We start from the raw sequence: 17337 nt of genomic DNA on the forward strand, positions 1-17337 counted from the left end.
ACCCCTGCAACCCCTGCAACCCCTGCAACCCCTGCAACCCCTGCAACCCCTGCAACCCCTGCAACCCCTGCAACCCCTGCAACCCCTGCAACCCCTACCTTTGCCCACTAAATTATACCCTATGCAACCCGTAGCCCTTGTAACCGGAGCTTCCTCCGGTGTCGGAGAAGCTCTTGCCCCCTTGCTGGCCCAACGCGGCTATAAAGTTTACGGCATGAGCCGCCGGGAGGTGGACCTCCCAGGCGTGATAGCACTGCCGGCCGACGTCAGCGACGCAGAGGCCCTGGGCCGTGCCGTCGCACAGTTGATGGAAGAGTCCGGTCGCTTAGATGTCGTACTGCACTGCGCCGGCATCGGCGGTGCCGGCCCGGTGGAGCAGATGCCGGCCGAGCGGGCCAAAAGCATTATCGATACCAATTTTTGGGGCAGCTGGAATATCTGCCAGGCTACTTTGCCACACCTGAGAAAAAGTGACCGTGGCCGCTTATTGCTGGTAGGAAGTATTGCCGGATTTATGGGCATCCCCTTTCGCTCGGCTTACTGTGCGAGTAAAGCTGCCCTTAAAGCGATGACGGATAGTCTCCGGATGGAACTGAAGGGGACCGACCTGCAGGTGGCTTACGTTGCGCCGGGGGATATTGCCACAAATTCAATTGCCACCCAGTACCGCCAGCCAGTCTTTGACCTCGACCCTATCTACCAGGCCCGCTATAAAAAAGCAGATGATGGCATGGCTGAAAACGTGGGCCACGGTATGTCTGCTAACTTCGTCGCAGAAGAGATGTATAAGATCATGGAGAAGGACGAACTGAAACCCTATTACCTCATCGGGGCGTTTGTCCAAAAAGCAAGCGTCAAAGTGAGCCGGTGGCTGCCGGGCAGTTGGTGGGAAAAGGTATTGGGTAAGTATTATAGCTGATTTGTCATGCTTAAGTCAAGGAGTGAGGGGTGCGTAAGCAACGTTATACCATTCATCCAAAAAATACGACGGTTCATCCAACTATGACCGGTGTCCGTGTTGGAACGCCCTAACTTGCTTGGAATTAACCAAGCTTAGAATGACTCCCCACGAAATCAACAGACTTAGTAACCGGTTTTATCCTGAATACCGGTCTTTTGCCCTTAACCTTACCCGCGACGAAGAGTCTGCGGCAGACCTGCTGCAGGAGGCCATATATCTCGTGCTGAAAAATCACGAGCGGTTCACTAAAGGAACGAATCTTCAGGCCTGGATAAAGACCATAATCCGGAATACTTTTATCTCCGGCTACAGAAAAAATAAGCGCCGACAGGAAATAACCGAAGAGCACCTGCATCCAAATGACTGGATGAATAAAACTATTGCTAATAATCCCGCTGAAAGTAGCCTTGGGGCGGAGGAGATTATGAAGCGTATTGAAGCTTTGCCGGAAATATATCGTCGGGCTTTCTTGCTTCATTATAATGGTATTAAATATAAGGACATTGCTGTACTCACAAGCGTTCCGGTTGGTACGGCAAAAAGCCGGGTCTGGACCGCCAGGAATTTATTGCGGGAACAAATAGTACGATAGGCTAGAAGGTTTGTTTTAATGAAAAAAATGATTAACGGGCTTTATTCCTGAATACTAATACTGAAAATAGGGATGATTCCTGTTTTAATTATAAATAATATTTATTTCATTAGCGTTTTATTACCCATTTTACTTCCCAACGGTTGTTTTTCAGACATAATTATCTGATACATTGCGTCAGGTAAATTCATCAGGTCGATATGAGTTGGGCTGGAAGAGAATTGTCCTTCATGGAGCCTATGCCCTGAAGCACTGATCAAGGTGAAGCGAGCGTTGTAGGAGTTTTTGCCGGCATCGTTAGTATTGCAAAGTCACCGGTTGGATTTAGCCGTACGTTAATTTCGAAGTCGCCGCAGGCAAACGTGACCGCTCTGATCCCGGAAAAGCTAATGCTACCATCCTAGTCCTGTTGCTGTAAGCAGAATAAACCAGCTATTACCTGACCTGACGTTGGCGTCAGTAGAGGAATAGTCTTTACGACCTTCCCTTGCACCTGCGGCCCCGCCCAAATACCTGAACTAATGACCTGGCTACTGCAGCAACCACCTCCCGAGTCAGAACGTTAGGTTGAGCAAATGGCAAAACCAAAAGGCGCGAAAGCGAAGGACGAAAAGAAAAACTGGAGGGATCAACTTGCCGCGTTGCGAAGCATCCCACCTTATCTGAAACTCATTTGGGACACCAACCCTGGCCTGGCGGGCGGGAGTATCCTGCTGAGGCTGTTACAGGCGGCATTACCAACGGCTATTCTTTACGTCGGTAAACTCATCATCGACGAAGTACTGCGGCTACTCGAAACACAGGACGGGGCTACCGACCTGCTTTGGAAATTGGTGGCTCTGGAACTGGTCCTGGCCCTGGCCACTGACCTGTTGAGCAGGGCAACCACCCTCATTGATGGGCTATTGACGGACCTGATCTCGAACCGGACGAGTGTGGACATCATGCGCCATGCCGCTACGCTGGACCTCTACCAATTTGAAGACGCCGAGTTCTACGATAAGATGGAGCGGGCCCGCCGGCAGACCGCAGGCCGCGGCGTCCTCATGGCCCAGCTCCTCGCCCAGTTTCAGAGTACAATTACCCTAGTCGTGCTCGGCATCAGTGTCGTGGCGTTTAACCCCTGGTTGATCTTGCTACTGATCGTAGCGGTCATCCCGAGCTTCATCCAGGAGAATTACTTCAACCAACAGAAGTACAGCCTTACCCGCAGCTGGACCCCAGAACGCCGGGAGCTGGATTACCTGCGCTACATCGGTGCCAGTGACGTGACGGCCAAGGAGGTCAAAATATTTGGCCTGGCCGATTTTATCACCAATCGGTTCGATGAGTTGTCCATGAAGTATTACCTCATCAATCGGGACCTTAGCGTTCGCAGAGCCGGTTGGGGTGCTTTTTTTAGCACCATCGGCTCGCTGACCTACTATGGTGCTTACGTACTGATCATAACCCAGACGGTGAACGGGCTGATCACGGTGGGAACGCTGACCTTTCTGGCCGGTGCCTTCCGGCGCATGCAACAGGGACTCAGGAACATCCTCTCCCGGTTCGCCAGTATCGGGGAGAATGCCTTATATCTACAGGACTTGTTCGATTTCTTTGAAATCAAACCAAGGATTGCAGATCAGGGAGCGTCCCTGCCTTTCCCAGAGAAAGTTAAAGAGGGCTGGGTGTTCGAAAACGTTAGTTTCCGGTATCCGGGAGCGGAGCAGTTTGCCATCAAGGATTTGTCTTTTACTCTTCCGGTCGGCACCAGGCTGGCCCTGGTAGGGGAGAACGGAGCTGGAAAGACTACCCTGGTAAAATTACTTGCCCGCCTCTATGAACCTACCTCTGGGCGAATCCTGCTGGACGGTCGTGACTTGCGGCAGTATCGACTGGCAGAATTACGGGACAACGTCGGGGTGATCTTCCAGGACTTCTTTCGTTACCAATTGACGGTACGTGAGAATATTGCCGTTGGCAGAATTGAGGCGATCGATGAGCAGGAACAAATTGAAGAAAGCGCGCGGAAGTCTCTGGCGGCAGACGTAGTGGCAGAGTTGCCCGGTGGATACGACCAATTACTCGGTCGCCGCTTTGCCGGAGCCCAGGACTTGAGTGGGGGGCAATGGCAGAAAATTGCTCTGGCCCGCGCTTACATAAGGGACGCACAATTGTTGATACTCGATGAACCCACAAGTGCATTGGATGCCCGGGCTGAGTACGAAGTATTTCAACGGTTCTCGGACCTGATCCGGGGGAAGTCCGCTGTGCTGATAAGTCACCGGTTTTCCACCGTTAGAATGGCAGATGTTATCCTCTTCCTGGAGTACGGGCAGCGGCTGGAAATGGGGAGCCATGAGGCGCTCATGGAACTTGATGGTCGGTACGCTGAACTTTTCCGATTGCAGGCCCGGGGGTATGAATAATGGGAGAATATTTACTTTAGAGAAAAAATATATACCGGTTCATAGGCCGTTGTGGCCACTTACTTGATAAAAAGGCCCGTTTACTCTTTTGTCGACTTTTTTGTGCGCTGAAACGCCAAAAAAAGGTGTTTTTCGATATTTGTTGTGACTAAACAAACGGACTAACGTCGAAAAAAGCGAAGTGTTCAGATCCACTTTCATCGGCTTAAACGTAAGTCATGTGCGCAGTCTGGTTGCTACTTAGATTGGCTTGTACTATCTTTGTGCATCGGTCAGATTCGTCTGCACTTATTTTTGGCTAAAAAATATTAACATTCACTATGGACAGTGGTGAAGGTTTTACTATTTTGTAGCTTGATTTGAACACAACACAAACACATCTGCCAAAAGGGCTTTACCCTGGTGGATTTTCAGGTCTTCTGATTTTTATAGGAAGACACTTTTTAAGCAACACAAGATGAACAACATATTTACACAATTTTCCAAGGCTAATTATTTTGAACGACCTGGCGGTCGTCACTAATGGTTTAGCTATCCGGTCTCTGTTCTGATAGAGGTCAGGTAGTGGTATTAACCATAGCCTAACCATGCTTTGTTTGGGGCAACCCCTCCAAGGCTAATCTATCATCGCAGGATTTCGACGGCTAGCCACTACTAAGTGACTACCGTTCTCGCTATGGACAGTGGCGACGTATTAATTCTTTCCAGATTCCGATTTAAGAAACAACACAACACAACCACTCAGCGGCTTTGCTTATGAGTGGCGCTTTTTCTCCACTTCCCCTGGAGACTCTTGATAAACAACACATGAACAATCACACACGCGTACGTCAGAAATTGAAATCGCAAGATCATTTTTCTAAGGAGACTCCGAAAGTTTCCCGACAGGCCAGTGGCCTGTTTTCTGCGTTTGTGGCAACTCCACCTATCGACGACATGCAAGTCGGTCTGCCTTTTACATCCCTCTCAGCTATGAACAAGATTTACACAAATATTAACTCTACTCTCATGGGTATTTCATTTACTTCTGCTTCCCTGCGTAATGCCCGTCGTTTACTCGGCGTTCTAGTAGTAGCTTTATTTTTCAGTGCATCTGTATTCGGACAATCCGATGCAGCTGTCGTGCCTGCTACGCCTGATCAGAAGGTCTTTACCTTGTGGGAATACTATGTAGTACCAGAAGGTAAGGTAGGGGCAAAGGATGATTATATTAAGTTTGAGACCAATGGTAAGGCAGGAGACTTTATAGAGTTTAGGGCAACGTTAAACGGTAAGCCCATAAGCAGCCGACTGCCCGTTGGAGAAGACGGCCTTGCCAAATTGTCGGGCCCTGAGTTAGGACTATATGAAGATGTGAAAATTTTAAATGCCGGACGGGTAGTCGGACAGATCGAAGCGTTGATGGTCCAGTCTCGTAGCCTTGGCCACGTTGGAACGGATCGCCCGGTCGCACCAATAGGCGACACTGATGGGGAATACACTGGTCCTGTCTTGGAGGACGCTCCGCAGAATAAGATGACCGGTTGTGTAAATAACAAACTCAGTAACCGTGACTTCGAGTCGGGAATTAGTGGTTGGAACGTAAGCAGCTCGGCCGATGCTTACATCGTTACTTCCGGAACTGCGGGAGAGCACATTTACCAGGGAAATAAAGCACTGAAACTGGAAAACGCAGGCGCTTGGGCCTACCAGGGGTTCGACGTCGGTGCAAATCGCGATTACTGCTTTTCCGTTTACGCAAAGAATCACTCTACAGCCGGGTCTTTCCGTGTAGGGGTCATTTTCATGAACAGCGGTAATACGATTATCGGAGAGCAATGGGATTACGTTACTTACAATTCCGGTTACAACCTGTACAGCTTTGACGGAGTCACCCCTAGCGGCACCCGTCGGGCAGAAATCGAATTTTACCGGGACAACAGTACCAACGCTAACGGCTGGGTTGACCTGGTTTGTTTTGAAGATAAAGGCACGGTAATCGATGGCGGCGATCCTCCCGGCAGTTTCATGGCCAACTGTGCCGATGGCAAAAAGGTGGATATTTATGACAGCGATGCTGACTGTAATGCCAGCCCACAAACCATCGTTAATATTCCTTCCAGCAGCAACGTATACCAGGTGGTGGCTGAAGTAGTATATAAAGGTGTCAACCCGGGGGTAACCACTTCCGTGACGGTTTCTAACGGCGATGAGTACTTGATGGAAAAGGTCAACGTCAATAATTCAGGTAATACCGGGTTCCATATTTACCGGGGCCTTATCCCCCAGGGCGTAAGCTCAGTTTTCCATAATGCACCAAGTGGAAAGTGTTCCAACAACACCCAAAACAACGCAGGCTTACAGAGCCTCGCAGTTTATGCTTTCCGCAACGTTACGGAAGAAGTGGCCAGCTCCGGCGTCTTCACCGGCCTTACGGGCTACAATAGCCTGGCCTCTTTTGACATTCCAGTACCTACGTCATACCTTACCCGTCAGGTGACACTTAAGATTCCTTTCTCGGAAATCACCATGGATGGTCGCTATGTTACCCTCAACGCAAAAGTTGACGGTGTTGTCCTCGGTTCTGATACCTGGACTTTTACTACTTCTAACCAGGATGGTTGCTGCATTGAGATACTTGAGTTCGACGTACCTAACGTTCCTGGTGATGCCACCGTAATCACTGTTGAAGTGGACACGCGTAATGGCATGGGGCCAGGTGGAGTGAACGGTCAGTCTTACACTGTGGCCGGTCTTGCTTATGCAGACATAGAATGCCCCAAAAATGGCGGAGATTGTATCCTTTCCTTCAGCGCTAAGGGTGATTGCGGTCACGAACAGGTACAACTTAAGCTTGACGGTGTGACTGTAGCTACCTATATCCTTTCCACCAACTTCCATACTTATACTTACAATAACTTCACGACCGGTTCGGACGTGGAGCTTCACTTCGTTAATGATGGCACCGTTAGCGGTTGTGATCGTAATGTTTATATCAATAACGTTACGGTTGGAGAAGAAACTTACAACACGGCCTCCAGCGCAACGGTAAGTAATACCTCCTGTAACGACCTTGCTAATGAGGCCCTTTATTGCAACGGCTTCTTCGACTTTGGCGAGCTCTACTGTTTCGAACCTTCCTGTCCGGAAGTGATTGCTTACTGCGGTGATGCACCGTTAACCAAGACTTTGGAAAACTTCTTTGCAACTTGTAACTCGAATCCTGCCCGGGTATTTTACGCCAGCGGCTTGTTCTCCGGAGCCACTGCAAGTAACTACTGGAAAGTAATCGGAAGTTCTACTTTCGAAGAATTCAACGATGGAGCTGCCCGTCTCCAAATGACGGTTGAAAATGTAAGCAATGCTAACCTTACGATGACCTTCGATGTTATTTTTAATGGCCGCACCCAGGCTGCTGCTGCTGGCAGCCCTAAGTTTGGCGTTTGTGTTTCCAGTGCTGTAGCTGACTGGTACTACTATACAGACCTTGCCGGAACCGTTACGGGTAGTAATGGTCTCGCTGGGTTTGAAATGACAGTTTCTCCAATTGGATCAAATATTCAGGTAGGTACTGGTGCAGACCTACTTGGTCCAACGGGCTTTGGTATCTCTGGCTGGTTGGATTATAACATCCTTAGCCAGCCCACTTCAGGAGTCACTGCCAGCAGTGGTGCCGGACTTGATATAAATGCCAAGCTTAGTTCAGACGTATCTCCAAAATTTAACGGCGAGGACACTTGTGGCCCTGTTTGTGAGGATGCAACGACCACCATCTCTGCACAAGGTGCCGGTGGTGTAGAGCCTTACACCTATACCTGGAGCAATAGCCTGGGTAACGGACAAGTTAAAACCGTTAGTCCCGATGTCTCTACCACCTACACCGTTACCATTACAGATGCTAATGGCTGTTCTGATACCGACCAGGTATATATCGAGGTCTACAAAAACTTTACCAACGGAGGCACCATTGCCGCCGATCAGGAAGGCTGCTCTCCTTATGATGCTCACCTCCTTACTAACGTTACCCTGCCTTCGGGCGGAACAGGTAGCGGTACTATTGAGTACATCTGGATGCAAAATACCACCGGAGACTGTACGCCTCCTACCGATGCAGACCTCAACGGTTGGGTACAAATTCCTGGTTCCACCAGTTCGACCTACGACCCCGGTACTTTAACCCAGACCACTTGTTTCATCCGCTGTGCGCGTTATGAAGGATGTACCATCTACCGTGGGGAGTCTAACGTAGTTACCATTGAGGTTACTGACCCAATTATTGTTGATGTACACGTAACGGATGCAGATTGTGATACCAACAACGGTACGGTAACTGCTAACGCCTCCGGTGGTAGTGGTAACTACAACTACCTGTGGAGTAACAATGCTACTACGGCTACCATTGCCGGTCTTGCTCCGGGAACTTATACCGTTACGGTTACGGATGCATCTGATGCAGCATGTTCTGCTTCTGATCAAGGTACCGTTTTATTAAGCCGGGCAGAATGGGACGCAGTCCAGTTAGGGTCAAACGTCGATAATTGTGCAGGTATCTGTAACGGTAGCATCATGTTCGACGCAGACTTTGGTGCTACCGGTGAATTCCGGATCGAGTACACCTTTAATGGTAGTGTGGTGCAAGTACCCGGTACCTTCACTGCAGCATTTTTCATAACCGTTGATGGTCTGTGTGCCGGTACCTACTCCGACATCACCATCATCGGTGTCCATACCGGATGTTCAGCTGTATGGCCTGACGACATCGTTATCAGCGAGCCGGAAGGACCTACCGTGGATGCGGGCGATGATGTGACTATCTGTGATCAGGACGCAACGGTGCTGAGTGCAACTGCCACCAGTTCCCAAACCTGCTCCGAGCCCGGCGTCTCCGATTGTAACCATGAACTGGAAGCACAGGGAGGTTTCGTCGAAGATCCTACTGCTGCTGCCTATTGTGGCAGTGGAATTGGCGCGAAACTATGGACTGCTGGAAACCAGGGGACCTCTTTTGTTACCATCGATTTTCTCGAAGTAGTTCCTGCCGGTACAGAAATTTGTGTAAGCATGAAACTGGAGCATTGTTCCAACACTTCGGCTGGCCAATCCAGTGCTAAAATTCAGGCTTCCAGCCAACCTTCCAGTGGATTTACCAACCTTAAATCTTCGCAAACCTTTACCTCCACCAGCTACCAGGAGTATTGCTATACCCTCACTGCTCCGGCCCGTTACGTTAAAGTAACGGACAATGGCAGTTGTGCTTTCCGCGTGGATTATGTTCGTTTCCAAACGGTTGGGCAAGCTACTAATGCCATTACCTACCAGTGGTCTGGTCCCGGTATCGTAGGCCCTGCCAACCAAATGTCTATTTCCGTAAACCAGTCTGGTACTTACACCGTAACCGTTACGGACTGTGCGGGCGAATGTACCGCTACCGATCAGGTAGAGGTCAGTCTGAACAGCCTCCCAGATCCGGTTTGTGAGAGCAATGTTAATAACGCCGGTTGGGTAATTGAACCTGATTGTGCCGTCACTGTGTGTGCCGGTGATAAGTTGGTACTCAGTGTTAATCCTAATGTTTCGACCGTTTGGTCCGGTCCCAATGGCTTCTCCCTGGTGGGGAATGATGCCCTTATCTCTAACGCTATTACCTCAGCAGAGGCGGGGCAGTATACTGCGACCGTTACTAACGCTGAAGGTTGTTCGGCTTCCACAACCATCACCGTTACGGTTAATTCAATCATCGCTTCTGTAAACGACGAAAGGGTTTGCGAATACGAGGATGCCAGCTTTACGGCAACGGTGACCTCTCCCGGAACCTTTACCTACCTCTGGAGCAACGGTGCCACCTCTAATTCCATTGACGTTGTCCGTGCTCGCCTGGCAGATGCCGGAACTTATTCAGTTACCATCACGGACCAAACCACCGGTTGTACTACCGTTGCGTCCGGTGAACTGACCGTTATTCAGAACTTCACCAATGGTGGAGAAATCGAAGCTAACCAGGATAACTGTGGCCCGCTTGATGCCGCAACCATCACCAGCGTAAGCATGCCTAGTGGTGGTACCGGTACCGGTGCCCCTGAATTCATCTGGTTGAAGTCAACTGGTGATTGTACTCCTCCTACCGTTGACGACTATGGTGACTGGACCCCAATTTCCGGGGCAACCGGCTCCAGCTACGATCCAGGCCTGGTATCTGTTACTACTTGTTACATCCGTTGCGCGCGCTACCCCGGCTGTGAACTTTACCTGGGTGAAAGCAATGTGGTTACCATCACCATTTTTGACGGATTTGAAGTTGAAGTATCCAACAGCACCGTTTGTGCAGGTGAGCCAGCTACCCTGACTACGACCATTACCGATGGCGCTCCGGCCTTTACCTATGCCTGGAGCTCTGGCGAATCTTCCGCCTCCATTACTAAGACACCATTAACTACCACCAGCTACACCGTTACGGTTACTGATGCAAACGGATGTACGGATGTTGCAACTGGTACCATTACGGTTAAGCCACAGCCTGTAGCAGATATCACTGCGGCACCAACGAGTATCTGTTCTGGTGAAACGGTAACCTTTACCGCTAACAGCTCTGGTACTAACGTCGGTGCCACCTTCACCTGGAACTTTGGTGACAATGCCTCCCCGGCTACCGCCACTGGTGCTGGTCCGCATGTTGTAACCTATACTTTACCTGCTGCCCAAAATGGCAACGGAACTGCTTCGGTTGCACTAACGGTTGCGCGCAACGGCTGTGAAGACACCGACCAGCAAACCATCACGATCAAGGACCGTCCGGAAGTAACCGATGTTGCTTCAACGAATCCTACTTGTGGAGCAGACAATGGTACCGTCACTATTTCTTTCGTTGACAACCCCAACCGTACTGGAATCAAGTTCAGCATTGACGGTGGAGTTACCTACCCATACAGTGCCTCTGATAATGCCGGAACGTTTACCATCACCGGTTTGGATGCCGGATCTTATGATCTGTTTGCCATCTGGGGCGCTGATGATTGTCCGGCAGACATCGAAGATGTTACCCTGACTGACGAAAATGGCCCGGATGTTACCGCTAGTAACAACACCAGCATTTGTGTTGGTGGCTCCGTAACCCTGTCTGCTTCCGCAACCGGAGGCACGGGTACCATTACTTATTCCTGGAATCAGGGCGCGGGCGCAGGTGCAAGCGTAGTTGTTATGCCAACGGTTACCACTACTTACACCGTAACTGCTACTGACGCAAATGGCTGTACCGATACCGATCAGGTAATGGTAACTGTTGTTCCTGATCCGGAAGTAACCATCGTTGCTGACGGCTCCGACATTTGTGAAGACGGTGTCGTTTCTATTACAGCTACGCCATCTGACGGACTTGACTGTGATCAGGTCCGCTTCCAGGGTCGCCTCGCAGGTACCACTAACTGGGGACCTGCTGGCTCGGGTACATTTACCCAGGTTGGTCCTGGTCTCGCGCCCGGTGTATACGAATACCGCGCTATCTATGAATGTGACGGTGAAGGTTGTGATGATGCAGCTTCTGATATTATCACGGTTACAATCTTCCCAGATCCGGAAGTCACCATCGTTCTAAGCGATGACATCCTCTGTATTGGTGAAACGGCCACGATTACGGCTACCCCAACCGGAGGAATTGATTGTGGTGAGGTCAGCTACGAGTTTCGTGAAGGAAATTCTGGTGACTGGACCGTTGTCTCCGGTGTAACCGGAAACACCCTCACTACAGATGGTGCCCTCGCCGCAGGAACTTACCAGTACCGCGCGCAGCTTGTCTGTAGTGGTGAAGATTGTAACTCTGACGACTCTAATGTCGTTACGATTACCGTTAAGCCCGATCCAACGGGAACCATTACTCCAAAACTTATCTGTGATGGAGAATCCGCTACGTTAACGGTTATGTCCCCGACTGGCGATACGCCATTCACTTACAACTGGAGCAATGGCGGTGGAACCAATCAGTCCGCTACATTCTCCCCTTCAACTACCACCAGCTACAACGTAACGATCACTGACGGCAATGGCTGCTCAGCAGTTTTGACCGGTACGATAAATGTTACTCCGCTCCCAACTGCAGAAATCACGCCACTTCCTGGCAACGAATGTGTCGGTACGGAGTACACCTTCACCGCAACCAATGCCGGTGCTGGTGCAAGCTACTCCTGGAACTTTGGCGCACTCGCCACCCCAGCAACTGCAACCGGTATTGGCCCGCATACGGTCGTTTACACTACGGCTGATGCTGCAACCATCAATAACACTACGGTCACCCTCACGGTAATTAAAGATGACTGTGAAAACGAAGACACCGAAGTAGTAAATGTCCTTCCTGTACCTACCATCGAGGTCTCTGCCGGAGACCCGACTACCTGTGAGGGTACTGACGGAACACTCGGGATCAACGTAACCTCCGTTGATGCAGGCGGCGCACTCGTTGAACTTAGTATCGATGGTGGCCTGACCTATTCTACCTGTGGCAATGAAGTATTCACCGGCCTCTCTGCTGGCTCTTATACCATCTATGCCCGTTACTGCAACGACGATTGCCCTTACGAGCTCGAAACGGTCACCCTTTCAGATCCTCGGTCTCCTAACGCCAGAATTAATGGTCCTGAAGAAGTTTGTGTAGATGCAAGCGGCACTTCTACGGAAGCAGTTTTCACCGCAGGTAATGCTGGAGCCAATGCAACTTACGAATGGTACTTTGGCGCCGGTGCCACCCCACAAACAGCTACTGGCCGTACACCTGATCCCGTAACTTATGCTACGGCAGGTACCAAAACGGTCACCCTTACGGTCACACGAAATGGTTGTACTGCCGGTGATGAGTTCGTCATTACAGTAAATGAAGCGCCAACGGTAAGCATTACCCCCACCACTATTTGTGCAGAAGAAGATGGAACGCTTAGCGCTTCCGTCTCTGGTGGCGAAGCGCCTTATACCTACGCGTGGAGCAACGGCGGTGGTAACTTGCCCTCTGCTATTTACGATCAGGTAATGGTCACCACCAGCTACACGGTTACAGTAACTGATAATAACGGCTGTAGCACGGTGGCTACGGGTACGATCAACGTAAACCCACTGCCAGTTCCAGACCTCAGCAATGACCTGACCATCTGTGATGGTGAGTCTACAACCCTGAGTGTTGAAAACGTATTCTTCGGCACGGCACCATTCACCTACCAGTGGTGGAATGGTAATGCTCCAGCAACAATCCTGTCTACGACTACGGAACTTACGGTTGGTCCTGCTGACCTCGTTGAAGGTGTTAATAACTTCTTCGTCCGGGTAACTGATGCCAACGGCTGTTTCGAACGTGACGTAGTAATGGTTACTGTAGTTCCAAAGCCAACGGTTACCACCAATGACCCGACCATCTGTTTTGGTGAAACTGCTACGCTTACGGCTGTCGCCGGAGGCGGAAACGGAACCTTCGCTTACGAGTGGAGCACCGGAGCTAATACTGCTTCTATCGACGTTACGCCCAATACTACTACCGATTACACCGTAACGGTAACCAGTACCTATACTACCACTGGTAATGTTAATACCAACTGTACTGCAGAAGCTACTTCTACGGTAACGGTTACTCCACTGCCAGTAGCTGAGATTAATGGCGACACCCCGGTTTGTTCCGAGGAAAGCCTCACCTTCACGGCTACGGATGCCGGCACTGGTGCCAGCTACGTTTGGAACTTCGGCAATAACGCATCGCCTGCTACGGCAACTGGTGCTGGCCCACACAACGTGACCTATACATTGCCTGCTAATCCTGCAGGAAACGGTACTGCTACCGTTAGCCTGACGGTAACAAAAGACAACTGTGTTGAAACGGATGAAGCTACGATCACGATCTACGATCTGCCAGAAGCAACCGTTGCCTCTACTAACCCAACCTGTGGAGACGACAACGGTACAATTACCGTAACCTTCCCGGATAACCCAAGCCGTACCGGTATTGAGTTCAGCATCAACGGTGCTGCCGGACCTTACGTACAAGTAAATGATAATTCAGGTTCTTATACCTTCACTGCTCTTGATGCCGGTAGCTATGACCTCTATACCCGCTGGGGAAATGAGGAATGTCCGGTAGACCTGGAGGATGTAACCTTGAATGACGAAAATGCACCATCTGTTGAAGCGAGCGATGACAAAACCATCTGTGTCGGTGGTTCCGTAACCCTCACTGCTTTGGCAACTGGTGGTACGGGTACAATCTCCTACTCATGGGACAATGGCGCGGGCGCAGGTGCAAGCGTAGTTGTAACACCGGGTATCACAACTGTCTACACCGTTACGGTTTCTGATGCTAACGGCTGTGAAGCTACCGATATGGTAACCATCACCGTCGTTCCTGATCCGCAAGTAACGATCGTTGCTGACGGTACTGACATCTGTGAAGACGGTGTCGTTTCCATTACCGCTACGCCGTCTGACGGACTTGATTGTGAGCAGGTCCGCTTCCAGGGTCGCCTCGCAGGTACTACCAACTGGGGTACTGCTGGATCGGGTACATTTACTCAGATTGGTCCTGGACTCGCCCCTGGCGTTTACGAATACCGCGCTGTCTACGAATGTGCCGGTGAAGGTTGTGATGACGCAGCTTCTGATATTATCACCGTAACGATCACTCCTGATCCTGAGGTAACCATCGCACTTGACGATGATGTACTCTGTCTTGGTGAAACGGCAACGTTCACTGCCACCGTATCCGGTGGCCTTGATTGTGAAAACGTCACCTGGCACCTGCGCTCCGGCGCCCAAGCCTACCAGCAGGTCGCTACTGGAAACACTTACTCGATCCCAACTAACCTTGCCGCCGGTACTTACACCGTTCGAGCAGAATACGTATGTGGAGGCGAAGGCTGTGATGACGATACCTCCAACGAAGTATCCTTCACCGTTAAGCCTGACCCGATTGCTAATGTTGACGACGTCACCATCTGTGACGGTGAGTCTGGTACACTGACGGTAACCACCTCCGTTGGTGATGCACCATTTACCTACGTATGGAGCAACAGCGGAGGCACGGCCAATACCGCTACTTACGGCCCACTTTCTGCTACTACCAGCTACACGGTTATCGTTACCGATGCAAACGGCTGTGTAACGGAAGCTACCGGAACAATTAACGTAACGCCACTACCCGTGGCTGCAATCACCCCGCTGCCTGGCAATGAGTGTGATGGTTCCGAATACGAATTTGTTGCAACTGACGCCGGTGCCGGTGCCGTGTACACATGGAACTTCGGTACAGGTGCTTCACCTGCTACCGCCACTGGAATTGGCCCGCACACGGTTGTGTACACCACGCCAAACGCAAGTACGGACATTAATACTACCGTTACCCTCACTGTTGTCAAAGACGATTGTGAAAACACGGATACGGAAGATGTCAGCGTTCTCGCAGAACCAGAAGTAACGGTAACGGCTACGGCTGATCCTACTACTTGTGGTGGAGACCAAGGTTCTATAACCGTTTCAGTAACCAAGCCTGCCGGTTCAAGTGTTGAGATCAGCCTCGACGGCGGAGCCACTTACGAAACTTGTAACCAAACTACTTTCAGCGGACTTACGGCAGGCACTTACGCTATTACCGTACGCTACTGTAATGATGATTGCCCATACGAAATAGAAACGGTTACCCTTTCTGATCCGCTTTCCCCAACCGCTGAAATCAACGGCCCCGCTGAAATCTGTGTCGATGACAGTGAAACTATAACGGAAGCTGTTTTCACTGCTACCAACGCTGGCCTGCTGGCGACCTACAGTTGGAACTTTGGCGCCGGTGCTACCCCACAAACTGCAACTGGCCGTACGCCAGGTCCTGTTACCTACGCTACTACAGGCGATAAAACAGTTAACCTTACGGTAACCCGCCTGGGTTGTTCTGATTCTGATGCCTTCACCATCACGGTGAATGAAGCACCAACTGTAAGTATCAATCCCGTCACTATTTGTGCCGAAGAAGATGGTACGCTTAGCGCTTCCGTCTCCGGTGGCGAAGCTCCTTACACTTACGCCTGGAGCAACGGCGGCGGAAACATGGCTTCCGCTACCTACGAAACGGTAATGGTTACTACCGATTACACCGTTACTGTAACCGATGCGAATGGTTGTAGCACAGTAGCTACGGGTACCATCAACGTAAACCCACTACCGGTCCCAGACCTCAGCAATGACCTGACCATCTGTGATGGAGAGTCTACCACGCTGGTCGTAGAGAACGTATTCTTTGGTACGGCACCGTTCACCTACCAGTGGTGGAATGCTACCGACCCGGGTACGATTCTGTCCACTACTACCGAACTGACGGTAGGCCCTGCTGACTTAGTACAAGGTCTCAACAACTTCTTCGTAAGGGTAACAGATGCTAATGGCTGTTTCGAGCGCGATGTTGTGATGGTCACGGTTGCTCCTAATCCCGTTGTTACTGTTGATCCTGAAACCATCTGTTTCGGTGAGACCGCGACGTTGATGGCACAAGCCAGTGGTGGAAACGGTACTTTCGCCTACAAGTGGAGTGCCAACGCTGGCGGCGCTACTACCGCATCAATTGATGTCACCCCTGCTGTAACAACGACTTACAGTGTTACTGTAACCAGTACCTACACTTATCCAGTTGGAGGTGTAGCCAATTGTACGGACGAAACTTCCGTAACGGTTACGGTGAACGAAAACCCTGTGGTTGAGATCACCGATACTGACGATAACAATACTACCTGTTCCGGTGAAGAGGTTACTCTGACGGCAAACACAACGTTGGGTACCGGTCCTTACACCATTGAGTGGACAGTGGATAACGACCCAATGATTGTTTCCAGTGATGTACAACTTGTTGTCACACCTACGGAAACGACCACTTACCGGGTTAAGGTAACCGACGCCAACGGCTGTATGGATACCGATGAAATTACCATCACCGTCGATCCTACGGCTTGTGCTCGTTTGGGTGACTACGTTTGGGAAGACACCAACGGTAACGGTATCAATGATGAGCCGGCATCTGCTGGTGTTGATGGTGTAACCGTTAACCTTAAGGATGCAACAGGAACGGTGATCAATACGACCACAACCATGAACGGAGGACTCTACGAGTTCACCAACCTGGTTCCTGGTGATTACAGTGTACAATTTGTACAGCCTGCTGGCTTCGAATTCACGCAAGACGGTGCAATCGGATCTAACGAGATCAATGACAGTGACGCAGTGGAAAGTGCCAACCCAGCAATGGATGGCATGACCGAAGTTGTCAACCTTGAAGAAGGGGAGAACTACCCTGACCTTGATGCTGGTATCTATCGCCCGGCAAGCCTTGGCGACTTCGTATGGCTTGATACTAATGCTGACGGCATCCAGGATGGCGGCGAGCTTGGTATCCC

The 17337-nt window shown here is 50.5% G+C and carries 4 protein-coding genes; all 4 read left to right on the forward strand.

The window, feature by feature from the left end; all coding sequences use genetic code 11:
- Positions 1-121 precede the first annotated feature (121 nt).
- Positions 122-919, forward strand: a complete 798-nt coding sequence (locus B036_RS0123595) for an SDR family oxidoreductase (RefSeq protein WP_026232289.1) — start codon at positions 122-124, stop codon at positions 917-919.
- 139 nt (positions 920-1058) lie between these two features.
- Positions 1059-1553, forward strand: a complete 495-nt coding sequence (locus B036_RS0123600) for an RNA polymerase sigma factor (protein ID WP_020571217.1) — start codon at positions 1059-1061, stop codon at positions 1551-1553.
- A 575-nt stretch (positions 1554-2128) separates the two neighbouring features.
- A complete protein-coding gene (locus B036_RS0123605; protein ID WP_020571218.1) occupies positions 2129-3964 on the forward strand; it encodes an ABC transporter ATP-binding protein in 1836 nt (611 codons plus the stop codon).
- 1008 nt (positions 3965-4972) lie between these two features.
- The coding region (locus B036_RS30780; protein ID WP_044103699.1) for an Ig-like domain-containing protein at positions 4973-17337 on the forward strand (12365 nt) is incomplete at its 3' end.

It is taken from the genome of Neolewinella persica DSM 23188 (assembly GCF_000373105.1).
GTDB classification, from domain to species: Bacteria; Bacteroidota; Bacteroidia; order Chitinophagales; family Saprospiraceae; genus Neolewinella; species Neolewinella persica.

Bases quoted from the DNA above. Each gene is read 5' to 3' on its own strand.
- B036_RS0123595 (WP_026232289.1), top strand. From the start codon at position 122: ATGCAACCCGTAGCCCTTGTAACCGGAGCTTCCTCCGGTGTCGGAGAA.
- B036_RS0123600 (WP_020571217.1), top strand. From the start codon at position 1,059: ATGACTCCCCACGAAATCAACAGACTTAGTAACCGGTTTTATCCTGAA.
- B036_RS0123605 (WP_020571218.1), top strand. From the start codon at position 2,129: ATGGCAAAACCAAAAGGCGCGAAAGCGAAGGACGAAAAGAAAAACTGG.